Source organism: Aeromonas sp. 604176 (assembly GCF_049170755.1).
GTDB lineage: Bacteria > Pseudomonadota > Gammaproteobacteria > Enterobacterales > Aeromonadaceae > Aeromonas > Aeromonas veronii_A.
The window spans coordinates 15,869-40,795 of the sequence record NZ_JAAKNE010000032.1; the positions used below are offsets into that span (position 1 = coordinate 15,869).

A 24,927-nucleotide genomic window follows, 5' to 3' on the forward strand; every position below is an offset into this window, starting at 1 on the left:
TTCAGGTTCCTCACTTATGTTCCAAGACAATCCGCTGCTGGCCCAGCTCAAGCAACAAATCCGCGAAAACATCCCCAAGAAAGAGGGTGTTATCCGCGCCTCCGATCGGGGCTTCGGCTTTCTGGAGGTCGATGAGAAGACCAGCTATTTCGTGCCGCCTCCCTACATGAAGAAGGTGATGCACGGTGACCGGGTGAGCGCCCTGATCCGCACCGAAAAAGAGAAGGAAGTGGCCGAGCCGGATGCCCTGCTGGAGCAGTCCGTCACCCGCTTCGTGGCCCGGGTCAAGATGTTCCGCGACCGCCTCAACGTGGTCGCCGACCACCCGCTGATCAAGGATGCCATCAAGGCCCGCGTCAAGAAGGGTCTGGACGAAAAAGAGTTCAAGGAAGGGGACTGGGTGGTCGCCACCCTCAAGCGCCATGCGCTGGTAGACGGCAACTTCTCTGCCGAGATCATCCAGAAGATCGCCGCACAGGAAGATCACAACGTGCCCTGGTGGGTGGTGCTGGCGCGCCACAACCTGGCCCAGGTCGAACCGGCTGATCTGCCAGAGTGGAAGGTGATCGAAGAAGAGGAGCTGCCCCGTCGTGACCTGACCAAGGTGCCTTTCTTCACCATCGACGGTGCAAAAACCAAGGACATGGACGATGCGCTGGCCATCACCAAGCTGGATAACGGCTGGGAGCTGCTGGTCGCCATCGCCGACCCGACCGCCTATGTGGCCGAAGGGAGCGAGCTGGACAAGGAGGCCGCCCAGCGCGCCTTCACCGTCTACATGCCGGGCCGCAACGTACCGATGATCCCGCGTACCCTCTCCGACGAGCTCTGCTCCCTGAAGGAGGGTGAGGAGCGCAACACCCTGTGCGCCCGTCTGCTTATCGCCGAAGATGGTCTGCTGCTGGAGGAGACCGAGTTCTTCGCCGCCCGCATCTGCTCCCACGCCCGTCTCAACTATGACGACGTCTCCGACTGGGCTGAGCATGGCAAAGAGCTGGCCATCGACGCCGGCGTGCTGGCCCAGCTGCCGCTGATGAAGGCAATGACCGAAGCGCGCATCAAGTGGCGCACCGAGCATGCCCTAGTGTTCCCGGACAGACCCGACTACGACTTCGAGCTGGGCGAGAATGGCGAAGTGCTGGCTATCCACGTCGAGCCACGCCGCATCGCCAACCGCATGGTGGAAGAGTCGATGATCGCCGCCAACATCTGCGCCGGTCGCGTACTGGGCAAGAGCGTCGGCTACGGCATCTTCAACGTCCACACAGGCTTTGACGAAGAGTCCCTCGACGGCGCCATCGACCTGCTGAAAAGCGCCGAGGCCCCGTTCGAACGTGACGAGATCGCCAGCCTCTCCGGCTTCTGCGCCCTGCGCCGCTGGATCGACAACCTCGATACCCGCTGGCTGGATGGCAAGATCCGCCGCTTCCAGAGCTATGCACTGATGTCCTCCGAGCCGGGCGCACATTACGGCCTGGGTCTGGATGCCTACGCCACCTGGACCTCACCTATTCGAAAATACGGCGATATGGTCAACCATCGTCTGCTCAAAGCGGTCATCGCGGGCAAAACCCCGGGCGAGCGCCCGAGCACCGAGCTCACCGAGCACCTGACCGCCTGCCGCCGCCTGCACCGCATGGTGGAGCGCGACATCGGCGACTGGCTCTATGTCCGCTACCTCAAGGCCGATGCTGGCACCGACAAGGTGTTCAACGCCGAGATCATCGACGTGATGCGTGCTGGCCTCAAGCTGCGTCTGCAGGAGAACGGCGCCGTGGTCTTCATGCCTGCCCGTCATATCCTCGACAACAAGGATCGGCTGGAGTGCAACTGGGACAACGGTCGCGTCTATCTGGACAAGACCGAGGTGGTCTACGAGCTCGGTCAGATCATTGAGGTCAAGCTGACCGAAGCGGTGGAAGAGACCCGCTCCCTCATTGCCAAGCCGGCGGTGGAGCTGGTGCCGGGTCCGGCACCGGAAGCGCCGGTCGCCGAGAGCAGTGCGGATAACGCCGCGGCACCGGCCGATGAAGCCGGCAAGGCGGAATAAGTCCCTCTCTCCAGAGCCCGCCACTGTGCGGGCTCTTCTTTTCAGAGCCCTTCAAATCTCCCTGCCAACCTGCCGCTGATTGCTGTTACCCGTAACAGTTAATCACCCCACGCAAAGCCCGTCATCACGCACCATAAAAGGGGCCAAAATCTGGGCTCTGGATCTCCATTTTGACATTTCAATCAATAAATTAAACAGACTCTATATATACTCGCGGGGTTAGACCCAAAGGGATATTGGCATGCAGGAATGGGATCCGGAACACTTCACCAACTTTGCCCAGTTATGCGAAGTCAGCCTCGCTACCATTCGTGACAAGACAGATGCCGACTACCTCTATCTCTGGCTGAAATCCCCCGAGCCGAAACTCTATCGCTTCCAGCTGGAGCAGGGGCTGACGATGCTCGATATCGCCCATCTGGATGCATTACCCCTGCCCCACACCTTGATCGACAAGGCGATTCATCAGGGCCAGCTGATGATCGAGCCGGTCCACCAGCCTCCGGACGAGCGGGATGAATCGGAGCCCCAACCTCCCCGCCTGCGCGCCTGCTTCCCCCTCAAACGTCACTTGAAGCTGGAAGGGGTCATCTACCTCGAAACCCACCGCCGGATCGATCGTCTCTCCCGTCATCAGCGTCAGGGGATCCAGCTGCTGATCCACTACCTGACCGCCGAACTGAGCAACCATCTGCTCGCAGATCAGGTTGATCAGGAGCGGGACCAGCGGCTGCATACCCAGACCGATCTGGTGCAGAGCCAGGCGCTGCAGGGCTCCTTCCTCACCATGCTGCAGGCGCTGCACATGGTTAGCGTCACTCTCTCCCGCAGCCGCAGCGAGAACCAGCTCCTGCGTGATGCCGTGCTGCTGGCACGCAAGGAGCTGCAATTTGACCGGGTGGCCATCTTTCTCATTGAGCCCGACGGCAAGACCATGCGTGGCACCTGGGGCACCAGTGAGGAGGGGGAGCTGGTAGACGAACACGACTTTGTCAGCCCCATCCCGGATCACCCCACGGTGCAGGAGGCGCTCAAGCGCAAGGATTACGTGCTGGTACTGGAAGATACCCCCCTCTACTACGAGAAACAGCAGGTGGGACAGGGCTGGAACGCCATGGTATCGCTCTGGGATGGCGCTATCCCTATCGGCTGGATTGCCGCCGACAACCTGCTGTGGCACCGCCCGCTCAAAGCCTATCAGAGCGAGATCTTCAAACAGTACGCCGCCATCCTGTCACAACTGCTGATCCGCCAGCGCACCCAGGAGCAGCTGGAGCGGCTCAATCGCGAGCTGGAGGAGCGGGTTGCCGAACGCACCATGCAGCTGGCCGAGACCAACCGTGCGCTGGAGGAGGCCAACCGGCGCCTCTCCCTGCTCTCCCTCGAAGATCCCCTCACCGGCATCGCCAACCGGCGCCAGTGGGATATCACCATGCAACGGGAGTGGGAGTGGGCAAGACGCACCCAGAGCCTGCTGGCCGTACTGATGATCGATGTGGACGAGTTCAAGGGCTACAACGATCACTTTGGCCACGCCAAGGGGGATGAGTGCCTCCAGCAGGTGGCCCGGGTGCTGCAGGAGGCGGAACGCCGCCGCACCAATCTGGTGGCTCGCTATGGCGGGGAGGAGTTCGTCATCCTGCTCTGCGCACCGCAACCCGGTGAAGCGGAGCAGCTGGCGGAGCGGATTCACGAGGGACTAGCCCGCCTGCAGCTGCCACATCCAGCATCCCGAGTTGCTGATTTCATTACGGTTAGCATAGGCTTTAGCTATCTGGTCCCCTCCCAGGACGAGGCATGGCAGAGCCTGACCGAACAGGCCGACCAGGCGCTCTACCACGCCAAATCAGAAGGGAGGGCCCGCACACTGGCTTATCGGTGATCCCATGCTGTTGCGTCGCTATCCCATCTTCAACCGTCGCTTGGCTCTGGTGGCCTACGGCATCGACTATCAGCTCAGCTCACCGGCCGAATGGCCCGCACTGGCCCAACATAGCCACCTGCTGGCGCAGGGGCGCCAATATCTGCTCCCCTTCAACCACGAACAGCTCGATGAGCAACGCCCCCTGCTGTTTGCTCAGGAGGCCATCCCGCTGGTCGAAGCCTCCAGCGAACGGCTACCCACCTCCTTTCCGGTGCTGGAGCAGTGGCGCGATAGCCGACGCAGACTCGCCGTCCATGGCGCCCATCGCGATGCCCGCTGGCTCGGCGCAAGCCGCCTGCTGGTGTTCTGGACGGGGGAAGAGGGGATCTGCCAACCCACCGATCACAAGCGGATGGCACTCAACGTCGAGGCGTGGCAGGACTTTCTCCCCTTGCGGGAGGCGGGGGTCGATTTCTTCGCCGGCGGCTTTCTCGCCCGTCCCGAGCTGGTCAACCAGCGCGCCCAGCAGCCCGACATGGCGCTGGTGCAGCAGATCCTCCAGCTCATCTGCCACGAAGAGTTCTCATTTGCCCAGGTCGCCCGCCTGCTGGAGCAGGATGCCTGGCTGCCGGGCCTGCTGCTCACCTATGTCAACGCCCCCGGTTTCGATCACGCCACCCCCATCACCTCGGTGCCCCGCGCCCTCTCCTATCTGGGAGAGCAGGAGATCCGCAAGTTCGTGCTGATCAACGGGCTGGCCCGGGCCAGCCAGCATATGCCCGAAGCCTGTACCCGGATGGCCATCGCTCGCGGCCGCTTCTGCGAGCTCATCGCCCTCACGGCGCTCGGCAAAGCCGACGCCAGCTGGGCCTTTCTGGTCGGGCTGGTACAGGATGCCTCCCTGCTCTCGGAGGAGATGAAGCGCCACCTGCCCACGAACGTCAAACGGGCCATCGAGCTGCGCGAGGGGCCGCTGTTTCACCTGTTCCAGCTGGTCAACACCTACGAGCAGGGCAACTGGGCCCTGCTGGCACAGCTGGCCCCGCACTACCAGCTCGATCCGGCCAGGCTCACACCCATCTATTTTCAGGCGCAAATGTGGGGGCAAGCGTTTCTCACCAGCTAGGTGATGGCGAGCCGGGGAGCCACTGGCTAGAATGGGCTCCCTTTTTTCAGAGACAGACCCCGCACCATGACCCTTTCCGGATTCCAAGGCCTGGTCTTTGACCTTGATGGCACTTTGGTCGACTCCATGCCGCTGCACCTCGCCGCCTGGGAGCACACCGCCCGCGAGTTTGGCTTTCGTTTCGATGCCGACTGGTTCTATGAACTGGGTGGCATGCCGAGCCGCAAGATCGCGCTGCTGGTCGCCGAAGAGCAGCAGATCCCCCTCGATCCGCTCGAGGTGACTCGCTGCAAGACCGCCCACTATGTGGCCAACCTGCACAAGGCGACGGTGTTTCCGGCCATGCAGAAACTGCTCGATCGCTATCACGGCACCATCCCGATGGGGATTGGCACCGGCTCGCCCCGCGTCAACGCCGAAGCGGTGCTGCGCAACACCGGGCTGGATCGCTATTTCTCCGTGGTGGTCACCGCAGACGATGTGGAGCTGCACAAGCCCAATCCGGACACCTTCCTGCTGGTCGCCAGCAAGCTGGGGGTCGCGCCATCAGGCTGTCTGGTGTTTGAAGATACCGGTATCGGGGTACAGGCCGGAGAGGCGGCGGGTATGCAGACCTGCATGGTCAAAGAGGGTCAACCGGTTGGCATAACCGCGTAGTGCGGAAAAAAATATCGCCCTGCAAGGGGCGATAACCGGAACCGGCTCTCATACGGGACATGAATGAAAAATGAGAGCAGGTTCCGTCAGCCGCTGACGCAGGGCGCGTCAACGGGGCGTGCGGGGCAGACGATTACTCGTTGTTGCCGCCGCCCTGATTGTCGTCATAACGACCCGGCGCACCGTGGGGGCGCGGCGCCATGGAGACACGCGGCTTGCGAGCACGCTGGATGTTCACCTGCGGACGGCCGGTGTGCATGGCGATGGTGGAGATCTTGGCCTTGTAGACCAGCTGCTGGTTACCATGAGCATCGGTCAGCAGCACGCTGTACTGGTCGAACCCGCTGATGGTGCCTTCCAGCTTGATGCCGCTCACCAGAAAAATAGCGACCTGACTGCGGTTCTTGCGCAACCAGTTGAGGGCAGAATCTTGCCCGTTCCCGAGGGAGAAGGCTTGCTCAATCGTGGAGTAGCTGGGGGATTCAGTTGTCATAAATTATTGTCCCGCGGAAAAAAAGTGGCGTTTGATTGTGCTAAATGGGCACTGGCTTGTCAAAGTCATTCTCACTCCCGCCAGCAATAGCGGCCTCCGGGGGCTGGTCGCTGACCAGCACAACTGCGATAATCGCCAGCTCTGGCTCTACCACGGGCCTTATCTGGGGTTTTATCTTGCATCCGGTTTCACACCAACACCACACCACCTATGTCCATGATGCCACTGCCTGCGAAGAGTGTGACCTGCTGATACCGGCCACACCGCTCGAGGTGGGACAGGCCAGCTGCTGCCCCCGTTGCGGACACACCCTGAGTCGCCACCTGCCACAGCAGGAGTTGCGGCCGATCTCCTACGGGTTCGCGGCACTTATCATGTTCGTGCTCGCCAATGCCTTTACCTTTATGTCCTTCTCGGCCAAAGGGGTGGGCCAGGAGATGACCTTTTTGCAGAGCATCACCACCCTGGTGGATGAGGGCTATCTGTTTCTCGGCGCGGTACTGAGCCTGACCCTGATCGGCCTGCCACTGGTTTATATGGGCTCCATCATGCTGGTGCTGTGGCGGATCGATAAAGATCTGCACAGCAATGCCCTGCGCTCCCTCGGCCGTCTGCTCTGCCGGATCAAACCCTGGCTGATGGTGGATGTCTTTCTGGTGGGGGTGCTCATCTCGCTGGTCAAGCTGATGGGGATGGCCGACATCAAGATGGGGCTGTCATTCTGGGCTTTCGTCGGCTACACGGTGCTGCTCATCAAGATGATCTCCTCGCTGGATCAGATGTGGCTGTGGCAGCGGCTGTTCGGCCCGACCGAGGCGCGGGAGATCGACCCGGAAGCGGGCGCGCTGGAATCAGGTCTGGTGGGCTGCCATATCTGTGGCGCCCTGAGCGAGGTGGGCTGCCATAGCTGCTCCCGCTGCGGCGGCAAGCTGCATGCCCGCAAGCCGGGCGGCCTGAACCGTACCTGGGCGCTGCTGTTTACCTCCGCCATTCTCTACATTCCGGCCAACGTCTATCCCATCATGGATACGGTGTTTCTCGGTGATGACAGCCCCTCCACCATCCTCGGCGGTGTGGTGCTGCTCTGGGCCATGGGCTCCTACCCCATAGCGGCGGTGATCTTTTTCGCCAGCGTGGTGGTGCCGCTGGTGAAAATACTGGCGCTATTCTGGCTTTGCTATATGGTGCAGCGCGGCAATGTCACCTCCCCCCTCGGCAAGCTAAAACTCTATCGCATGACCGAATTTGTCGGACGCTGGTCGATGATCGACGTCTTCGTGGTGGCCATTCTGGCGGGCCTGATCCGGCTCGACAATCTGATGACCATCTATCCCGGCCCTGCGGCCGTCGCATTTGCAGGTGTGGTGCTGATCACCATGGTCGCCGCCATGAGTTTCGACTCCCGCCTGATCTGGGATTTACAACAAGGAGAACGCGAACGTGAGTGAGCGTAAAAAAAGGTGGAAACCGGGCTCTGACTTTCTGAGCTCTGCCGCCGCAATCTGGATGGTGCCCCTGCTGGCGCTGTTCATCGGTCTCTGGATGCTGTTCCAGCACTGGTACTCCCAGGGCCCCAGTTTCACCCTGACAGTCGCCACTGCCGAGGGCATAGTCGCTGGCAAGACGGTGATCCGTTCCCGCGAAGTGGACGTCGGTCGCATCGAGGCCGTCGAGCTGAGTGATGACTATAGCCATGCCGTGCTGAAAGGACGGCTGACCAATGCCGCCTCCGGCATGCTGCGCGGTGACAGCCAGTTCTGGGTGGTCAAGCCCAGAGTGGGCCGTGAAGGGGTATCGGGTCTGAGCACCCTGCTCTCCGGCGCCTATATCGAGCTCGCCCCCGGCAAGAAAGGTCGGGCACGGGACGAATACGCCATGCTCGACAAACCGCCACTCGCCTCCCTCGATGCCAAGGGGCTGCGTCTCACCCTCAGCAGTCGCGACACCCGCGCGCTGGGAGAAGGCTCCCCCATCAACTATCAGGGCTTCACCATAGGTCAAGTGGAAGAGGCGAAGTTCCTGCCGGAAAAGAGCGAGATGCAGTATCAAATCTTCATCCACGCCCCCTATGACATTCTGGTGAGCAGCAACTCCCGCTTCTGGATGACCCCGGGCTTCGAGGTCTCCATGAGCAGCGAGGGGATGAAGGTGAAGATGGATTCGCTGGAGAGCCTGATCGATGGCGGCATCACCATGGGTCTGCCACCCGGCTGGGCGCCTGGCGAGCCGGTCAAACAGATGGAAGGGTTCACCCTGTTCCAGGATGAGGCGAGCGTGCTGGCCGGTAGTCTGGATCAGTTCATCGACTACGTCTTCCTGTTCGATGACAACGTGGGTGGCCTGCACCCGGGCGCGGCGGTGCAGTATCGCGGTATCCGGGTTGGTACCGTCATCTCCGCCCCCTACCTCATCGAGGACAAGGGCGTGCAGATCTTCAAGAGCCGCCAGATCCCGGTGCTGGCTCGCATCGAGGTGCAGCGCCTCTCCCACCGCTATGCCAAGGCGGAGAAGGATCAATGGCGTGCCCTGTTCGGCAAGCAGTTCAAGGAGGGGTTACGTGCCAGCCTCAAGACCTCGAGCCTGCTGACCGGCGGCAAGATCATCGACCTCAACTTCTATCCGGACGCGCCGCGCTTCGAGCAGGCCAAGCTGGCCGGTTATCAGGTCTTCCCCACCGTGCAGGGCGGGCTGGACCAGATCGAGCGCAAGGTCAACCTCATCCTCGACAAGTTTGTCGACATGGACATGGCGACCACCCTGACCAAGGTCAACGGGTCACTCACCACCCTGGATGGCACCCTGAAGAACATCAGTGCAGTCAGCGCCAACCTGAACAAGCTCACCGCCAAGGATTCCACCCAGCAGCTGCCCGCCTCGCTCAACGAGAGCCTCAAGCAGTTGCAGGAGACTTTGCAGGCCTATGATGCCCAGTCGCAGACCAATCAGGATCTGCGTCAGTCGGTGCAGACCCTCAATCAGTTGATGCGCGAACTGCAGCCGCTGGTGCACTCCCTCAACGAGCAGCCCAGCTCTCTGATCTTCGATCGCGCGCATCCATCGGACCCTGAGCCCAAGCGAGGCAAACAATGAAAAAAGAGATCCTGACGCTGGCCCTGCTGGGCCTGCTGGCGGGTTGCAGCAGCCAGCCAAGTCTGCACTACTACTCGCTCGATGCCGATAGTCAGCAACCCGTGACGGCCCCGGCCCAACCGCAGCACCAGTTGGTGCTGCGCCCGGTGGCGCTGGCCAGCCAGCTCGACCGGATCAGTCTGGTCTATCAGCTGGAAGGGCAAGAGCTCCACTTCACCGAGTACCATCGCTGGGCCGGTGCGCTGGACGATCAGCTCAACCAGCTCACCCTCAATGGCCTCTCCACCCGCCTGCCTGGCTGGGTGGTACGGCAGGATGGCGCCCGCAAGGGGCCGGTGCTGACCATTCTGGTGGAGCGCTTTCAGGGCCGTCATGACGGCAGCGCCGTGCTGAGCGGCCGCTGGCGCCTGCTGGCGGAAGATGGCACCGTGCTGCGCGATGCTCCCTTCCGTCAGGAGCGGGTGCTGCCGGCCGATGGCTATAACGCGCTGGTGAACGAGCTGGGTCAGGGCTGGCAACAGCTGCTCGACCAGATTGCCGCCGAGGTGCGCCAGAGCGCCAGCTAACTGGCCATCCCCCGATTGCAGAGATAAAAAACGACGCCAGCTGGCGTCGTTTTTTTATGGGCAAGAGTCTGGGGCGACTTATGCCTTGGCAGGCAGGCTCAGGCGGGCAACCGCTTCCACATGCATGGAGTGCGGGAACATATCGACCGGTTGCACCTCGTCCAGCACGAAGCCTTGCTTGACCAGCCAGGCGAGGTCGCGGGCCAGGGTCTGCGGGTTGCAGGAGACATAGACCAGACGGCGGGGCGCCATGGCGACCAGGGTCTGCAATACGGCCTTGTCACAGCCTTTGCGGGGCGGGTCCATCACTACCACGTCAGCGGTCACGCCCTGGGCGTGCAGCTCGGGCATCAGCTGCTCCGCCTTGCCGACGTGGAATTCGGTGTGCTCGATGCCGTTGAGGGCAGCGTTGCGGCGAGCATCGCTGATGGCGCTCTCCACCGACTCGATCCCGACGACCTTGGCGGCCTTGCCAGCCAAGAACAGGGAGATGGTGCCGATACCGCAATAGATGTCGAACACCGTCTCGTTACCGGTCAGCTCGGCATACTCGAGGGCGCTGGAGTAGAGCACATCGGTCTGGGTCGGGTTGTTCTGGAAGAAGGAGAGCGGCGAGATCTCGAACTCGAGTTCGTGGATCTTGTCGCGGATCACCCCTTCACCCAGCAGCACCCGGTTGGTGGCGCCCAGAATGCGGTTGGTGCGCTCATCGTTGATGTTCTGCACCAGGGTAGTGACCGGCAGATCGCTCAGAGCTGCCAACAGCTCGGCTTCGAACGGTAACTCCTCGCCCAAAGTAACCAGCACCACCATCAGCTCACCGCTCTTGAAGCCCTTGCGGGTCATCAGGTTGCGCACGCAGCCGCTGTGGTTTACTTCGTCATAGGCGGCGATGTCATGCGCGCGCATCCAGTTGCGCACCCGGGCGTTGAGCTCGACGTGCAGCGGATCCTGCACCGCACAGTCATCGGCGGTGATGAGATCGTGGGAGTGCTTGCGATAAAAACCGATCTCGGCACCGGCGTCGCAGCCACGCACCGCATATTGCGCCTTGTTGCGATAGGCGAACGGGCTTTCCATGCCAAGGATATCCTTGACCGGGGTGTCACCCAGCCCGGCCTGCTCCAGTGCGCTCTGCACCAGTGCCTGCTTGAGCTTGAGCTGGGCCGGATAGGCCAGCGGACGTACCTGACAGCCACCACACTCGGTGTTGGGGCAGAAATCGGCAACCCGATCTGCAGAGGGCTGGAGCAGCTCGGCAACCTTGCCGTGCAGATAGTTCGGCTTGACCTCGGTCAGCTCCACCAGCGCCTGCTCACCGGGCAGCAGACCTTCGACAAACAGGGGGCGATCGAACAGGCGTCCTTTGCCATCTCCTTTGTCGGTCAGTTCCAGGATCTCGATCTGGTGTTGATGTCCCACTAACGGCATGAGCGGCTCCAAAAGTACTAAAAATGGGGGGTGATGAACGCGGCAGAGCCATGCCCATCGAGAAAAGGTGGCAGAGTTTAGCGGAGATCCGGCCAAATTGCAGGCATAAAAAGCCTGCTTGTTGCAATGGTCATTACCCCAGGCTATCTGCCGGGCGTGGTCACCTTTCGGGCTGCGGCAAATTTAGCCCTTGGGCCGCAACGCCCAGCCTGTTAAAATTCCGCCCTTGAAATTATCCTGGGCCCCGCGCCCGTTCTAGCTAAGGTCTACCGCGATGCGTACCAGCCAATATCTGCTTTCCACTCTCAAGGAAACCCCCTCCGACGCTGAAGTTGTCAGCCACCAGCTGATGCTGCGCGCCGGGATGATCCGTAAACTGGCCTCCGGCATGTATGCCTGGTTGCCAACCGGTCTGCGGGTACTGAAGAAAATCGAGAACATTGTTCGCGAAGAGATGAACAATGCTGGTGCCGTCGAAGTCTCCATGCCGGTGGTACAACCCGCCGAGCTGTGGCAGGAGTCCGGCCGCTGGGATGACTACGGTCCCGAGCTGTGCCGTCTGACCGACCGTCACAACCGCCCCTTCGTGCTGGGCCCGACCCACGAAGAGGTGATCACTGCGCTGGTGCGTTACGAAGTGAACAGCTACAAGCAGCTGCCGCTCAACCTCTACCAGATCCAGACCAAGTTCCGCGACGAAGTGCGCCCCCGTTTCGGCGTGATGCGCGGCCGCGAATTCCTGATGAAGGATGCCTACTCCTTCCACATCGACAAGGAATCTCTGGTCGATACCTACGAGAAGATGCACGCCGCCTACTGCAAGGCGTTCACCCGCATGGGCCTGAACTTCCGTCCGGTGCAGGCCGATACCGGCTCCATCGGTGGTACCGGTTCCCACGAATTCCAGGTACTGGCCGAGAGCGGTGAAGACTTGATCGCCTTCTCCGACAGCTCCGATTACGCCGCCAACATCGAGATGGCCGAAGCGCTGGCACCGGCTGGTGAGCGCGCTGCCGCCACCGCAGCCCTGACCAAGGTTGCCACCCCGAACGTCCACACCATCGACGAAGTGGCTGCCTTCCTGAACGTGGCGCCGACCGCCATCGCCAAGACCCTGCTGGTACTGGCAGAGGAAGATGAGCACGGCAAGCAGGCCGTCATCGCGCTGGTACTGCGTGGCGACCACGAGCTGAACGAAATCAAGGCTGAGAAACTGGCTGGCGTTGCCAACCCGCTGACCTTCGCCAACGACGAGCAGATCAAAGCTGCCGCCGGTTGCGATGCAGGTTCCATTGGCCCGGTCGGCTTTGCCGGTCGCATCATCGTCGATCGCAGCGCCGCCCATCTGGCGGACTTCGTCTGCGGCGCCAACGAGACCGGCTTCCACCTGACCGGTGCCAACTGGGATCGCGACATCGCTACCTACGAAGTTGCCGACCTGCGCAACGTGGTGGAAGGCGACCCGAGCCCGTGCGGCCAGGGCAAGCTGCTGCTCAAGCGCGGCATCGAAGTGGGCCACATCTTCCAGCTGGGTACCAAGTACTCCGAAGCGATGAAGGCGAGCGTGCTGAACGAAGCTGGCAAGTCCGTCACCATGGAGATGGGTTGCTACGGTATCGGGGTTTCCCGTCTGGTGGCCGCAGCCATCGAGCAGAACAACGACCAGTACGGCATCATCTGGCCGGACGCCATCGCCCCGTTCGAAGTGGCCATCGTGCCGATGAACATGCACAAGTCCGAGCGCGTGGCCGAGCAGGCGCAACAGTTCTACGCCGAGCTGAAAGCCGCTGGTGTGGACGTGCTGTTCGACGACCGTAAAGAGCGCCCGGGCGTGATGTTCGCCGACATGGAGCTGCTGGGCATCCCGCACGCTATCGTCATCGGCGATCGCGGTCTGGACAACGGCGTGGTGGAGTACAAGTGCCGCCGCACCGGCGAGAAGCAGGAAGTGGCCATCAGCGACATCATCGCCATGCTCAAGGCCAAGCTGGGCCGTTAATTCCGCCCCTTACCTGAATAGAAAAGCGCGCCGTTTGGCGCGCTTTTTGTTTCTGTATGTTCTGACGACGGCAACCGGATGACAAGGCTCAGTCTCAGGGATTGCGACCGATAAAGAGGTCGGTCACGTGGCAGCTGCTTCTGGCTTCCAACGCATCGAGCATATAGGCCGCCGCATCTTCCGGGGTCATGAAGCCACTCGGGTCCACGTGATCCGAGTTGGCCCAGAATTCGCTGCGGATCCCGCTCGGATAGAGATTGACCAGCCGCAGTGGCGAGCCTTTCAGCTCGGCGCGCAAGGATTCGAGAAAGCCGCGCATCCCCCATTTGGAGGCGCAGTAGAGGCTCTCGTTGGCCTTACCCACCTGAGCGGCGGAGGAGAGCACATTGGCCAGCACTCCGCCTTTCTCACCGATAAGCCGCACCGTCTGCTGGGCCACCAGAATGGTGGAGATGAGATTGCTCTCCACCACCCGGCGGATCTGCTCGGCGGTGTAGACACCGACCGGGCCAAACTCGCCCACCCCGGCGCAGTGGATCACCATATCGGGCAGGCCGCCCCACTCCACCGCAGCAGCGAAGGCGACGTCAACCTCTTCATGGTGCGCCAGATCGGCGGCGATGCCGATCACCGCGCTGCCGAGCAGTTGCTCCTGCTCCTGCAGTCGCTGATAACGGCGCCCCATCATGGAGACCTGATGGCCCCGCTCAACCAGTCCGATAGTCAGCGCCCGGCCGAGACCGGAACCGGCACCTGTCACTATGATGTGGCCCATTATCGCTCCTCGTCGTCAGTCGACGGTCAGATTAGAAAGTGAATTCGCCGCCCATGAACCAGCCATCAACAGACTGGTCGATATTGGCGAAGTCGACCTTGGCTTCACGCCAGCCGGCACGCAGCTTGATCGGCATGGAGGAGAACTTGTAGGAACCACCCAGACGGTAGTCATAGTTGTCCGCATCGTGAGTACGCAGATCGCCGAAGAAGGCGATGCCGGTGCCCGGGATCTTCACTTCGCTGCCGGCATAGGCCATCAGGGTATCTTCGTCATAACCCTTGCGACCGAAGTAGACCTGCTCACCATCGTAGTGACGGCCGGTCATACCCAGATCGATCTTGAACAGATCGTTGTTGAACAGACGGTAGTAGAGGCTCAGATCGTAGGCAGTCAGATCGTTCTTGAAGTTGCCGCCGGAGGTGCTGAAATCGGAGACTTCAAACTTGGCGTTCGGCAGGAAGATGATGCCGTGTTCCAGTTGCAGATAGCCGTTCCAGTTGTAGCTGTCGTCATAGCTGCCATCAGCACTGGTGCCATAAGCCTGACCACTGCCCTTGGCGGCCCATACGTCGGCACCGGCGGCAAAACGCCAGTCGTCAGCGGCCATGGCACTCTGGCTGCACAGAGCCAGCACAAAACCGGCAATCAGCGTCTTTTTCATTACGTCACTTCCTCTTGCATACATGGAAAAGAGCACTATTTTACTCGGTGCAGCCAAAATACCCAGCGTCAATCCTGAACAAACGACGACAAATGTCAGTGCTTCATATGCTTCATCTCTGCCATCGGCTCAATCGGCTTCACCGGCAGTGACAGATCCAGCTTCTGACCATCGTCCATGGTGAGGGTGAGCGGGAAAGGGGTCTGCTCGGAGAGCGTGCCCACCTCGAACAACATGATGTGCAGGCTGCCCGGTTTCAGCACCGCTTCGCCCTTGGCCGGTATCTCGATATTCTCGACCTGACGCATCTTCATCACGCCATTTTCGTGCAGGTGAGTGTGCAGCTCGGCACGCCCCGCCGCAGCAGAAGCCGCCGCCACCAGCTTGACCGGCTGGTCGGCGTCATTCTTCAGCACCATAAAGGCGGCAGTGTTGGGGGAGCCCGGCGGCAACAGGCGCACATAACCGTCGACAGCCTCGACCTTGGCTAGTGCAGGCGCCGTCATACCCAGAACCAGCAGAGAATAAAACGCACGTTTAAACATGGTTGAAATCCTTTTATGATGTTGTTAAACGGCGCCAAGGTTACCCCAGCGGCAACCTTTTTTGCACCTTTCAATAACAAGGATTTAGACATGGCCCCCATTCTCATTGCCGAGCAGCAGGATGGCTTGCTCACCCTGACCCTCAACCGCCCCGACAAGCGCAACGCCCTCAATACCGAGCTGTATCAACAACTGGTGGCTGCGCTGCGAGAGGCGGCAGCCGATGAGGAGGTGCATGTCCTGCTGTTGCAGGGGCAGCAGGATTGCTTTACTGCGGGCAATGATCTGGCCGACTTTATGGGCAAGAGCTCGCTGGAGCCCGACGACCCCATCCTGCAGTTCCTCCACACCCTGGCCGATTTCCCCAAACCCGTGATCGCCGCTGTTGCAGGCCCGGCGGTGGGGATTGGCACCACCATTTTGCTGCACTGCGATCTGGTCTATCTGGCGGATAATGCCCGCTTGCAGCTTCCTTTCGTCGAGTTGGGGCTGGTGCCGGAGTTCGCCTCCAGCCTGCTGCTGCCGCGTCTGGTGGGACACCTCAAGGCGGCAGAGCTGTTGCTGCTGGCCGAGGCGATTGATGCCGAGGAGGCGCTGCGGCTCGGGCTGGCCAACAAGGTGGTGGCGGCCGATGGAGTGCTCTCCTTTGCCCGCGAGCAGGGACTGAAGCTGGCGGCCAAACCGCCCAGAGCGCTGCAAAAGAGCAAGGCGCTGCTGAAACAGGAGCTCAAACAGGCGGTGCACTTTGTCATTGATCTGGAGGCGCGCGCCTTCGCCCAGGCACTGCAAGGGGAAGAGGCGCAACAGCGCATCGCCCAGAAACTCAAACGGCGGAGCTGAGCTGCCGCTCAACGCCTGTCAGTTGAGACGAAAACGGCCGATCAGCTCGCAGCCCTGCACCTTGTCCTGCAGCTGGATCAGCCGGGCAATTTCCGGATTGGGGTGACGCTTGAGAAACGCGAGCAGGGCTCCACGGCAGCAACCCAGCTCGCTGATCAGCGCCTCGCACTCCCGATTGGGGCATTGTGGCACCAGCGCCGTGACCAGCTCGGAGGCAAGCTTCAGGTAGCGCAGCTCATAAGTCGGCTCATCCATCGCCCGCCAGAAGTCGGCCAGCCGGTGGCAGGTGGCGACTCGCATGGTGGCCAGTTCGGTCAACTCGACCTGAGTCATCTCGTAAACATCCCCCAGCGCCTGCTGATAAAAGCAGATCGCCGCCCCCAGCGAACCGGCCTGCCAGGCACGCTCCGCCTCCAGCATGTATCGTTGCCAACTTTGCGGTGTCATTTCGCTCTCCCGAGTCCGTCATGGTGGGAGTGTTATCATGGCTAATTGAGAATAAATATCAACCAGAGGGTTAGTGCAGGATCTCTGCGCAACCTTGGCAAACCCGGCGCCCGACCTTATGATCGCGCCCTTCCCTCTTCTTTGGAGCACACCACAATGCGACCTCGCCTCCCGCAGATGCTGGGCTGCTCCCTGCTCTGCGTGCCCCGCATGCTGGTCTGGATCTATTAGCTGCGCTCAAGCGAACGCAACCCATCCGATCCATTCAGCAAAGGAGTACCAGCATGAACACCTGCCAACACTGGTCGCAGGTCGAATACCTGCACCTGACGGTGACCAACCCCAATATCTGCCTAAAGGGGCTGCACAGCTACTACTCGGGTGCCTGGGATGGCCCCTTCGAAGAGGTGGCGGTGCGCTACCTCCATGGCGATCCCTTCAGCCGCAGCCCGGAAACCGGCTGGGAGCCGCTCTGGCATATCGACCGTCTCCATATCGGCGACTATGTGCAGATTGCCGCCGGGGTAAAGATCATCATGGGCGGCAACCACACCCACAACACGTCCTTCATCAGCACCTATCCGTTCGCCGATCTGGCGGCGCTCAAGCGCAGCTACCGCCCCGCAGGCGATACCCGCATCGGCAACGATGTCTGGATCGGCATGGAGGCGATGATCATGCCCGGCGTCACCATCGGCGCCCGTTCGCTGGTCAATCAGGATGTGCCGCCCTATGCCATGGTGGCGGGCACCCCGGCCAGGGTGGTGCGGATGCGCTTTGGCGAGGAGGAGATTGCCCGGCTACAGGCCCTCGCCTGGTGGGATTGGCCGGATCAACAGGTCAACGATCTGCTACCGCTGATCCAGCAAGGTGACGTTGCCCTGCTTGAACAGGCGGCAGCCCGCTGGGCGGAGCGCCATGAGTGACCACCGCCAACCAGCACGAACAAGCTGACAGCAGAAGGGCGACCCCGGGGTCGCCCTCTGTTATCTCCGGCATGCTCTGGATGCCGTCATCGCACATCCACTCATTGCGCGCTTTTGGACTGGTTGAGGCTGCACTGCTTGCCGGGATAACCGGGTAGATCCTTGGCATCGCTGCCGCAGGCGAGCCGTTTGGCCTGTTGCAGGCGGGCCGCCAGATTGGCGCTGTCCACCGGCATCCATTGCATCTGCTTGCCAAGCCAGCTAGCCCAGGCAAACTCGACGAAATAGACCTGTTTATCTTTGCGAAAGTAGCCCGCATTCTGCAGCAGTCCGGCGAGGGTGCGATAGGGATAATCAGGCAGCTTGTCGATACTGGTCGGCAACTGCTCCGGGGTCAGCGACTGTCCCTTCTCATCCTTGAGCCAAGCCCAGTGGTTGTTCTGCATCTGGCTCCAGAAGTTGGCTTTGTCCTGCAGGCGGCCAATCACCTTGACCCGCGCATCCTTGACTCCTTGTTGCCACAGCGCCTTGGTGAGATGGTGTCTATCCACCAGCCAGTAGCTGCCATCCGGCGCAATCACCACGGGGATCTCTTTCTTTTTCATCAACTTGTCGAGCTGCTTTGCGCTCATGCCCGCCAATGTGGCCTGGGTCTCATCGACCTGGATCTGGCCGACGCCCCCCTGAGTCGGGTGCAAAGCATCGATGCCTATCTCGCACCAGTTGCCCACCGCCGTGTCGCTCTGGCACGGGGCCAACGCCCAGGCACCCTGGCTCAACACACAGGCCAGCAATAACCATGCTTTCATCGTTTGACACTCCTCACCACATTGAACTGCACAGACGCCGAGAATGCTCTTCTACCCCGATTGGGAGTGAGAGTCGAATGCTGGCGGTCAGACCAGCAAACGGGATATCATGATTTCCCATCTGTCGGCGATATTTTCTCGCCGAGTTTTCTCCCCGCTTCACACTATTTGAAGGATCCGACCCATGAAAGGATGGACCCCCTTGCTGGCCCTGCTGGGCTGTGCTGCTGTCCAGGCTGCCGATATTCCCGCCGGAACACAACTCGCCGCCGAGCAGATTGTCGTTCGCCACCTCAAGGATGAACCTGCGAGCCTGAGCCCGCTCAAGCTGGTCGGCCTGCCGGAGTTGCAGGTACTGCGGGACCTGTTCGAGGGGCTGCTGACCCAGGGGCCGGATGGCAAACCGGTTGCCGGGGTGGCGGCCAGCTGGGAGAACAAGGGCAACCAGTTCTTTACCTTCCATCTGCGCCCGGATGCGCGCTGGTCCAACGGCGATCCGGTCAAGGCCGGTGACTTCGTCTACGGCTGGCGCAAGCTGGTCGACCCGAAAGAGGCGGCCACCTTCGCCTGGTTCGCCCAGCTGGCCCGTTTCGACAAGGTGGACGAAATAGTCGCTGGCAAATTGCCTGCCAGCGAGCTGGGGGTCAAGGCCCTCGATGATCACACCCTGCAGGTGACCCTCTCCCAGCCGGTGCCCTACTTCCTGAACCTGCTGAGCCACCCCAGCCTGTCGCCGCTCCATCAAGCCAGCATCGAGCAGTACGGCAACCTGTGGACCCAACCCGGCAAACTGGTGGGCAATGGTGCCTTTGTGCTGAACAACCGGGTGGTCAACGAGAAGCTGGAGCTGACCCCCAACCCTTATTACTGGGATCGGGCCCATACCGTATTGACCAAGGTGATCTTCATGCCTATCAATCAGGAGAGCGCGGCCACCAACCGCTATCTGGCGGGCGACCTGCATATCACAGAATCCTTCCCCAAGGAGCAGTACGACAAGCTGAAGCAGCAGATCTCGAATGAGGTCTACACCCCGGATCAGCTCGGCACCTACTACTACGCCTTCAATACCAAGCAGGCACCACTGAACGATGTGCGGGTGCGCAAGGCGCTCTCCTACACCATCGATCGCACCCTGATCGCCGACAAGGTGCTCGGTACCGGCGAGAAACCGGCTTATCACTTCACTCCGGATGTGACCGCCAGCTTTACCCCGGCCGCCAACTTGCTCTCCACCAGCAGCCAACCGGCGCTGGACAGCAAGGCCAAGGCCCTGCTCAAGGAGGCCGGTTACGGCCCGGACAAGCCGCTCAAGCTGACCCTGCTCTACAACACCGCGGAAATTCACAAGAAGATGGCACTGGCGATTGCCAGCATGTGGAAGCAGAAGCTGGGCGCCGAGGTCGAGCTGACCAATCAGGAATGGAAAACCTATCTCGACAGTCGCCAGAGCGGTCAGTTCGAGGTGATCCGCTCCTCCTGGGTGGCCGACTACAACGACCCGTCTGCGTTCCTCGGCCTGTGGGGCTCTCGTCACAGCGGCAATATGGCTGGCTTTGCCAATGCCCGTTATGACCAACTGTTGGCAGAGGCGGCCAGCACTCAGGATGCCGCCAGCCGCAGCAAGCTGTTTGGCGAGGCGGAGGCGATCCTGCTGGATCAAGCCCCCATCGCCCCCATCTACCAGTACACCAATGCCCGCCTCATCAAGCCATGGCTCAAGGGCTACCCCATCAACAACCCGGAAGATGTGGCCTACAGCCGCCAACTCTACCTCGTCAAACACTGAGACCGGCCACAACGATGCGAGGCCCTGCGGGGCCTCGCTATTGATACTGTTCACATCCCGATTTCCAGCCTAAAATGCCGCCCCTTCTGTTCAATTAATCTTCAATACCCAGTCAGACATGCGTTATTTGATACTGCTCTCGTTGTTGTGGACCCTGCCTGCGCAGGCCAGTAGCGAATCCCAATGCCAGCAAGAGTTTGTCGGCTGGATGCTGCATCAGCAGCAACAGTTCAGCGATCGCAAGTCTGACAAGATGGAGCGGCGCCGGGCCGAACGGGCCATCGATCTTGCCCGGCAGGAGTACGACAAGCAGGCCAGCTTCTGCAAGACCATGCAGCTTGTTCGTGAATACAAAGATGGCGATCCACGTTTTACTCCGCGCCCCGGAGAGATACACGACTACAGTACGGCTTCTGACAACACATCAGGGTGACCCTGACCAGAAAAACCAAAAGCGCGTCGATTGACGCGCTTTTTGTGGTTCTTGCCCTGACAAAGCGGCTTATTCGGCCGTCTCGCTGCTGGCAAACTCCGGCACTTTGGCCATGGCATCCAGCACCACCTGAATACCGGCGCCCGGCTTGCAGGCGTTCTCACTCAGGTGACGACGCCAGGCGCGGGCTCCCTGCATGTTCTGGAACAGCCCCAGCATATGGCGGGTCATATGGGAGAGGTAGTTGCCCTTGGCCAGCTCCTGCTCGATATAGGGCAGCATCATCCGCACCACCTCGTGGCGGCTCGGCACGGCGTTGTTCTGGCCGAACACCAGATTATCCACCTGCGCCAGAATGTAGGGATTCTGATAGGCTTCGCGCCCCATCATGACGCCATCGACGTGTTGCAGGTGCGCGAGAGTCTGCTCCATGGAGGTAACACCGCCGTTGAGGGCAATGGTCAGCTCCGGGTAATCCTGCTTGACCCGATAGACGCGAGGATAATCGAGGGGCGGGATTTCGCGGTTCTCCTTGGGGCTCAGGCCACTCAGCCACGCCTTGCGGGCATGGACGATGAAGGTATCGCAACCGGCATCGCGCACCTGTTCGATAAAGGCCTGCAGAAATTCGTAGGAGTCCTGATCGTCGATACCGATACGGGTCTTCACCGTCACCGGAATATCGACCACATCGCGCATCGCCTTGACGCAGTCTGCCACCAGCGCCGGTTCCCCCATCAGGCAGGCGCCAAAGCGGCCATTCTGCACCCGATCGGAGGGGCAACCGACGTTGATGTTCACTTCGTCATAGCCACGCTCCTCGGCCAGCTTGGCACAGCGCGCCAGATCGGCCGGATTGCTGCCACCCAGCTGCAGGGAGATCGGGTGCTCCTGCTCGCTGTAACCCAGATAATCACCCTTACCGTGGATGATGGCGCCAGTGGTCACCATTTCGGTATAGAGCAAGGTCTGGCGGCTCATCAGCCGATGAAAGTAACGGCAATGCCGATCGGTCCAGTCCAGCATGGGGGCGATGGAAAAACGCTGCGCCTGCATAAAAATCATCCGGGTTGGCTAAACAAAGGGGCGGATTTTATCACAACGTGAAGCAGCCCCAGAAAATGAATTTTGTCGCCGCGCCATGCGAGGCCCTGTGATAGTATCCGGCTAATAGAAAGGGTATCTGCGCGATCATGAATCAAGACCAACTTTTACAACGAGCCGAGCGACTCTGTATACAGCGAGGGATCCGCTTCACCCCGACCCGACGTCAGGTATTTCGCCTGCTGGCGGCACACGGCAATGCCATCAGCGCCTATGATTTGTTGGCCCAGCTGCAACAAACCGAAGCCAATGCCAAGCCGCCAACAGTCTATCGGGCACTCGATTTTTTGCTCGAACAGGGCTTTGCTCACAAGGTGGAATCTCTCAACGCGTTTATCTTCTGTTGCCACTTCGATCACGCTCACCCGATGCAGTTGCTGATCTGCGACGAGTGCGGGGATGTGGTCGAGCTTCACGATACGGCGATCGATAGCGCGTTTTCCGAGCAGGCCCACTTGCATGGTTTTACTATTACCAATAAGACGATAGAGGCACATGGCCAATGTGCCCGTTGTACGCCCACTGTAGGAAGTCATCATGAAGGCTGATTTTGTAAATCCGTTCCTGCTATCCCTGCTCAATGTGCTCTCGACCATGGCACAGCTGGAACTCAAACCGGGCAAACCGAAACGCAAGATGGATGAGCTGGCGCGCGGCGACGTCTCCGGCCTGATCGGCATGGTCGGCCCGCAGACCCGAGGTTCCCTCTCCATCAGCTTCGAGAAGGGGCTGGCACTGGAGATCATGCGCCGCATGCTGGGGGAAGCTCCCGCCTCCATCAACGAAGAGGTGACCGACATGGTCGGTGAAATCACCAACATGGTGACCGGCGGTGCCAAACGGATGCTGGGCGAGAAGGGCTACGAGTTTGACATGGCGACCCCCATCATCGTCTCCGGCCCCAACCACACCATTACCCACCGTGCCGATGGCACCAAGATCATGATGCCGTTCGAATCGGATTTCGGTCGCGCCACTATCGAAATCTGCTTCGAGTAACCCTATGTGGAAAGCATTGAAATGGATTTTCATCTGCTGGGCCCTGCTGTTGATCCTGTCGGACATTCAGATCAGCACCTCCCTCTACAAGTACGAAGATAACCGGGTGCTCATCAACTTCCCGCGCTGGGAAGCCAAGCAGCCCTGGGGCACCTTCGAGTGGCATGCCGGACGGGTAGAAACCCACTGGTATGGTCTGGATGGCAAACCCAAGCCGTCAGGCCCGCAAATCTGATCCGGTAACAGATCCGGCAGAAACAGAAGAGGCCAGCAGATGTTGGCCTCTTTGCGATCTCGTTGTTCCAGAATCAAGCCGCTTCGGCAGCCAGCTTACCGCTTGGTCGCACCAGGATGCCGACGATGCAGGCCAACAGGGTCGGCAGCAGCCAGGCAAGCCCCTTGTCGAACAGCGGCAAGAAGGCAAAACCGTCCATCGCCATACCAGCAGCGCCCAGCCCATCGAGGCAACCAAACAGAAAGGCGACCGTCAGCACACCGCGAAACGCCAGCCGTGGCTGGGCAAACCATCCCTTGAGGAAGGTCACCAGCACCAGCGCGATGGCCACCGGATAGATGGCCACCAGCACCGGGATGGAGAGGCCGATCAATTCGCTCAACCCCACATTGGCCACCACTGCACAGAGCGCCCCCAGCAGGCTCACCCAGTTGCGATAGGCCCAGCCAGTCAGGCCATGGAAGTAGTCAGCACCGGCACAGAGCAGGCCAACTGCGCTGGTAAAACAGGCCAAGGTAATGATGGCAGCCAGAATAAACTGACCCGGTTGGCCAAACAGACTCAGGACGTAGGCATTGACGATGGCGCCGCCGTTGCTGATATCGCTCGCCACCCCACCGGCGCTGTTGCCCAGCTGAAAGAGCGAGACATACACCGCCGACAACCCGACCGCCGAGATCAGGCCTGCAATGGTCAGATATTTGAACTGACTACGATAATCCTCGATCCCCTTCTGGCGCAGCAACCCGATGATCAGGGCGCCAAACATCAGGGAGGCCAGGGTATCCATGGTGTTGTATCCCTCCAGCATTCCTTTGGTCAGGGCTGCATCTATGTACTCACCGCTGGCATCAGGCATGGTGCCCTGCGGCGTCATAAAGACCCCGACCGCCAGAATAAGCAGCATCGCCATCAGGGCTGGGGTCAGATACTTGCCGACCGCATCAAGGAGCTTGCCCTGATCGAGCGCCACCAGGATCACCAGCGCAAAGAAACTCAGGGTGTAGATCAGCAGCCCCTCGTGACCGGCATCGCCGAGCCAGGGCTTGAGCCCCATCTCGTAGGCGACCAGACCGGTGCGGGGAATCGCAAAGGCTGGCCCCATGATGATATAGATGGCGATGGCCAGCGCCGTCGCCGCCCCGGCGGGCAGATAGCGGGTCATTCCGGTCCAGCCACTCGCGCCGCCCCCCGAACTCCCCTTGGCCACCGCAATCAGGGTGATCAGCGGCAAGCCCACTGCCGTTAGCAAAAAGCCACACATGGCGGCCAGCAGATGCTCACCGGCCATAAAACCGGCCAGCGGCGGAAAAATGATATTGCCAGCCCCCAGATAGAAGGCAAACGTCATAAACCCCAATCCGAATACGTCGGACAACTTCAATGATTTCGTCAAACTCAACCTCATCTGCCTTATCAGCTTGTTATTGATTGCACCCACTGCCTGGCAGATAACCGGTAACAATACCTCTCGCCCCCACACGGCCCGCGGACCGGATGAGGCGCACCACCTTTAGCATAAAGAAGAGGAGTTCGATCTCAATCACCAATTAATATCTTGAAACAATTTACCGCTGTGGAATTAATCGCCGAACAACTCGGCGATCCATAAACAGGTGTCACACGTGGCGTATGGGAGGCAAGAAGAGGGGAACAGGTTATAGCGGCCAAATACGGCTGCTCAGATGCTATCTGCGTACGGTGACAATTACGGCAGCAAAGCGAGGTGAAATGCGAGGCTCACAGAAAACAAAAGAGCCTGCACGGGGCAGGCTCTTGGCAATATCACATCGGGTGTGATCAGGCAGCTTCGGCAGCCATCTCGGTCGGACGCACCATCACGCCAACTACGCAGGCCAGCAGGGTCGGCATCAGCCAGGCGAGGCCCTTGTCGAACAGCGGCAGGAAGGCAAACGCATCCATCTTCATACCGGCAGCACCCAGACCATCCAGGCAACCGAACAGGAAGGCAACCATCAACACCCCACGGAACACCAGACGGGGGCGGCCGAAGTAACCCTTCAGGAAGGTGACCAGCACCAGCGCCACGGCAACCGGATAGATGGCAACCAGCACCGGAATGGA

General features: G+C 60.5%; 25 protein-coding genes. 15 read left to right on the top strand and 10 right to left on the bottom strand.

Going from position 1 to position 24,927, the window contains the following annotated elements:
* The first annotated feature begins 16 nt into the window (after window positions 1-16).
* The 4 genes from G5358_RS08010 to G5358_RS08025 all read left to right on the top strand — a co-directional run bounded on the left by G5358_RS08010 (window position 17) and on the right by G5358_RS08025 (window position 5,697).
* Window positions 17-2,050 (top strand): exoribonuclease II, encoded by a 2,034-nt coding sequence (locus G5358_RS08010; RefSeq protein ID WP_421323921.1) that lies wholly within the window; start codon window positions 17-19, stop codon window positions 2,048-2,050.
* A gap of 241 nt (window positions 2,051-2,291) precedes the next feature.
* Window positions 2,292-3,932, top strand: a complete 1,641-nt coding sequence (locus tag G5358_RS08015; RefSeq protein ID WP_421323922.1) for a diguanylate cyclase domain-containing protein — start codon at window positions 2,292-2,294, stop codon at window positions 3,930-3,932.
* A gap of 4 nt (window positions 3,933-3,936) precedes the next feature.
* Window positions 3,937-5,040 (top strand): EAL and HDOD domain-containing protein, encoded by a 1,104-nt coding sequence (locus tag G5358_RS08020; protein WP_421323923.1) that lies wholly within the window; start codon window positions 3,937-3,939, stop codon window positions 5,038-5,040.
* Window positions 5,041-5,106: 66 nt separating this feature from the next.
* Window positions 5,107-5,697, top strand: a complete 591-nt coding sequence (locus G5358_RS08025; protein WP_421323924.1) for an HAD family hydrolase — start codon at window positions 5,107-5,109, stop codon at window positions 5,695-5,697.
* Between the two features lie 133 nt (window positions 5,698-5,830).
* Here the strand turns inward: G5358_RS08025 and hfq are convergent, their stop codons facing one another.
* A complete protein-coding gene (hfq, locus tag G5358_RS08030; RefSeq protein ID WP_005335772.1) occupies window positions 5,831-6,190 on the bottom strand; it encodes an RNA chaperone Hfq in 360 nt (119 codons plus the stop codon).
* Between the two features lie 176 nt (window positions 6,191-6,366).
* On the opposite strand from hfq, the gene G5358_RS08035 reads away from it, so the two are divergent.
* The 3 genes from G5358_RS08035 to G5358_RS08045 are packed head-to-tail and all read left to right on the top strand — an operon-like array spanning window position 6,367 to window position 9,846.
* Window positions 6,367-7,638: a paraquat-inducible protein A gene (locus G5358_RS08035; RefSeq protein ID WP_204481315.1), complete on the top strand. Its 1,272-nt coding sequence runs from the start codon at window positions 6,367-6,369 to the stop codon at window positions 7,636-7,638.
* Window positions 7,631-9,280 (top strand): intermembrane transport protein PqiB, encoded by a 1,650-nt coding sequence (pqiB, locus tag G5358_RS08040; protein WP_005335774.1) that lies wholly within the window; start codon window positions 7,631-7,633, stop codon window positions 9,278-9,280. The genes G5358_RS08035 and pqiB overlap by 8 nt, the downstream gene beginning before the upstream one ends.
* Window positions 9,277-9,846: a PqiC family protein gene (locus G5358_RS08045; RefSeq protein ID WP_042656389.1), complete on the top strand. Its 570-nt coding sequence runs from the start codon at window positions 9,277-9,279 to the stop codon at window positions 9,844-9,846. The genes pqiB and G5358_RS08045 overlap by 4 nt, the downstream gene beginning before the upstream one ends.
* Before the next feature lie 78 nt (window positions 9,847-9,924).
* Here G5358_RS08045 and rlmD read toward each other — a convergent pair whose 3' ends face one another.
* A complete protein-coding gene (gene rlmD, locus G5358_RS08050) occupies window positions 9,925-11,277 on the bottom strand; it encodes a 23S rRNA (uracil(1939)-C(5))-methyltransferase RlmD (protein ID WP_005335776.1) in 1,353 nt (450 codons plus the stop codon).
* 274 nt (window positions 11,278-11,551) lie between these two features.
* Here rlmD and G5358_RS08055 point away from each other — a divergent pair, with 274 nt between their 5' ends.
* A complete protein-coding gene (locus G5358_RS08055; RefSeq protein WP_040066982.1) occupies window positions 11,552-13,276 on the top strand; it encodes a proline--tRNA ligase in 1,725 nt (574 codons plus the stop codon).
* 94 nt (window positions 13,277-13,370) lie between these two features.
* On the opposite strand, the gene G5358_RS08060 is transcribed toward G5358_RS08055, so the two are convergent.
* The 3 genes from G5358_RS08060 to G5358_RS08070 form a co-directional block, all read right to left on the bottom strand.
* Window positions 13,371-14,051 carry an SDR family oxidoreductase gene (locus G5358_RS08060; protein WP_201994735.1) on the bottom strand — a complete coding sequence of 227 codons (681 nt, stop codon included), beginning with the start codon at window positions 14,049-14,051 and terminating at the stop codon, window positions 13,371-13,373.
* 31 nt (window positions 14,052-14,082) lie between these two features.
* The gene (locus G5358_RS08065) at window positions 14,083-14,715 is read right to left on the bottom strand and encodes a TIGR04219 family outer membrane beta-barrel protein (RefSeq protein WP_005354809.1); all 633 of its coding nucleotides are present in this window, start codon (window positions 14,713-14,715) and stop codon (window positions 14,083-14,085) included.
* A gap of 95 nt (window positions 14,716-14,810) precedes the next feature.
* Window positions 14,811-15,260: a copper chaperone PCu(A)C gene (locus G5358_RS08070; RefSeq protein WP_005335782.1), complete on the bottom strand. Its 450-nt coding sequence runs from the start codon at window positions 15,258-15,260 to the stop codon at window positions 14,811-14,813.
* Between the two features lie 90 nt (window positions 15,261-15,350).
* Between G5358_RS08070 and G5358_RS08075 the strand changes: the two genes are divergently transcribed.
* Complete coding sequence (locus G5358_RS08075) at window positions 15,351-16,100, top strand: enoyl-CoA hydratase-related protein (RefSeq protein WP_157161485.1); 750 nt, start codon at window positions 15,351-15,353, stop codon at window positions 16,098-16,100.
* An 18-nt stretch (window positions 16,101-16,118) separates the two neighbouring features.
* Here the strand turns inward: G5358_RS08075 and G5358_RS08080 are convergent, their stop codons facing one another.
* Window positions 16,119-16,547: a DUF2753 family protein gene (locus tag G5358_RS08080; RefSeq protein ID WP_005335785.1), complete on the bottom strand. Its 429-nt coding sequence runs from the start codon at window positions 16,545-16,547 to the stop codon at window positions 16,119-16,121.
* Window positions 16,548-16,831: 284 nt separating this feature from the next.
* Between G5358_RS08080 and G5358_RS08085 the strand changes: the two genes are divergently transcribed.
* Window positions 16,832-17,473 carry a CatB-related O-acetyltransferase gene (locus tag G5358_RS08085; protein WP_421323925.1) on the top strand — a complete coding sequence of 214 codons (642 nt, stop codon included), beginning with the start codon at window positions 16,832-16,834 and terminating at the stop codon, window positions 17,471-17,473.
* Window positions 17,474-17,574: 101 nt separating this feature from the next.
* On the opposite strand, the gene G5358_RS08090 is transcribed toward G5358_RS08085, so the two are convergent.
* Window positions 17,575-18,282 carry a ParB-like protein gene (locus G5358_RS08090; protein WP_005354823.1) on the bottom strand — a complete coding sequence of 236 codons (708 nt, stop codon included), beginning with the start codon at window positions 18,280-18,282 and terminating at the stop codon, window positions 17,575-17,577.
* A gap of 184 nt (window positions 18,283-18,466) precedes the next feature.
* Here G5358_RS08090 and G5358_RS08095 point away from each other — a divergent pair, with 184 nt between their 5' ends.
* Together G5358_RS08095 and G5358_RS08100 are read left to right on the top strand one after the other, a co-directional pair.
* A complete protein-coding gene (locus G5358_RS08095; protein ID WP_270905672.1) occupies window positions 18,467-20,071 on the top strand; it encodes a peptide ABC transporter substrate-binding protein in 1,605 nt (534 codons plus the stop codon).
* Between the two features lie 118 nt (window positions 20,072-20,189).
* Window positions 20,190-20,504: a hypothetical protein gene (locus tag G5358_RS08100; RefSeq protein WP_421206183.1), complete on the top strand. Its 315-nt coding sequence runs from the start codon at window positions 20,190-20,192 to the stop codon at window positions 20,502-20,504.
* A 69-nt stretch (window positions 20,505-20,573) separates the two neighbouring features.
* On the opposite strand, the gene dusA is transcribed toward G5358_RS08100, so the two are convergent.
* Complete coding sequence (gene dusA / locus G5358_RS08105; protein ID WP_421323926.1) at window positions 20,574-21,560, bottom strand: tRNA dihydrouridine(20/20a) synthase DusA; 987 nt, start codon at window positions 21,558-21,560, stop codon at window positions 20,574-20,576.
* Window positions 21,561-21,697: 137 nt separating this feature from the next.
* Here dusA and zur point away from each other — a divergent pair, with 137 nt between their 5' ends.
* Genes zur through G5358_RS08120 form a run of 3 tightly spaced genes read left to right on the top strand, consistent with a single transcriptional unit; the run spans window position 21,698 to window position 22,842 of the window.
* Window positions 21,698-22,156 (top strand): zinc uptake transcriptional repressor Zur, encoded by a 459-nt coding sequence (gene zur / locus G5358_RS08110; RefSeq protein ID WP_005335805.1) that lies wholly within the window; start codon window positions 21,698-21,700, stop codon window positions 22,154-22,156.
* Complete coding sequence (locus tag G5358_RS08115; protein ID WP_005343179.1) at window positions 22,146-22,607, top strand: chemotaxis protein CheX; 462 nt, start codon at window positions 22,146-22,148, stop codon at window positions 22,605-22,607. The genes zur and G5358_RS08115 overlap by 11 nt, the downstream gene beginning before the upstream one ends.
* 4 nt (window positions 22,608-22,611) lie before the next feature.
* On the top strand, window positions 22,612-22,842 hold the full coding sequence (locus tag G5358_RS08120) for a hypothetical protein (RefSeq protein WP_042052444.1): 231 nt from the start codon (window positions 22,612-22,614) through the stop codon (window positions 22,840-22,842).
* Window positions 22,843-22,915: 73 nt separating this feature from the next.
* On the opposite strand, the gene brnQ is transcribed toward G5358_RS08120, so the two are convergent.
* Window positions 22,916-24,193, bottom strand: a complete 1,278-nt coding sequence (gene brnQ / locus G5358_RS08125; protein ID WP_421323928.1) for a branched-chain amino acid transport system II carrier protein — start codon at window positions 24,191-24,193, stop codon at window positions 22,916-22,918.
* A gap of 449 nt (window positions 24,194-24,642) precedes the next feature.
* A partial coding sequence (locus tag G5358_RS08130) for a branched-chain amino acid transport system II carrier protein (RefSeq protein ID WP_421323927.1) occupies window positions 24,643-24,927 on the bottom strand: 285 nt, incomplete at its 5' end.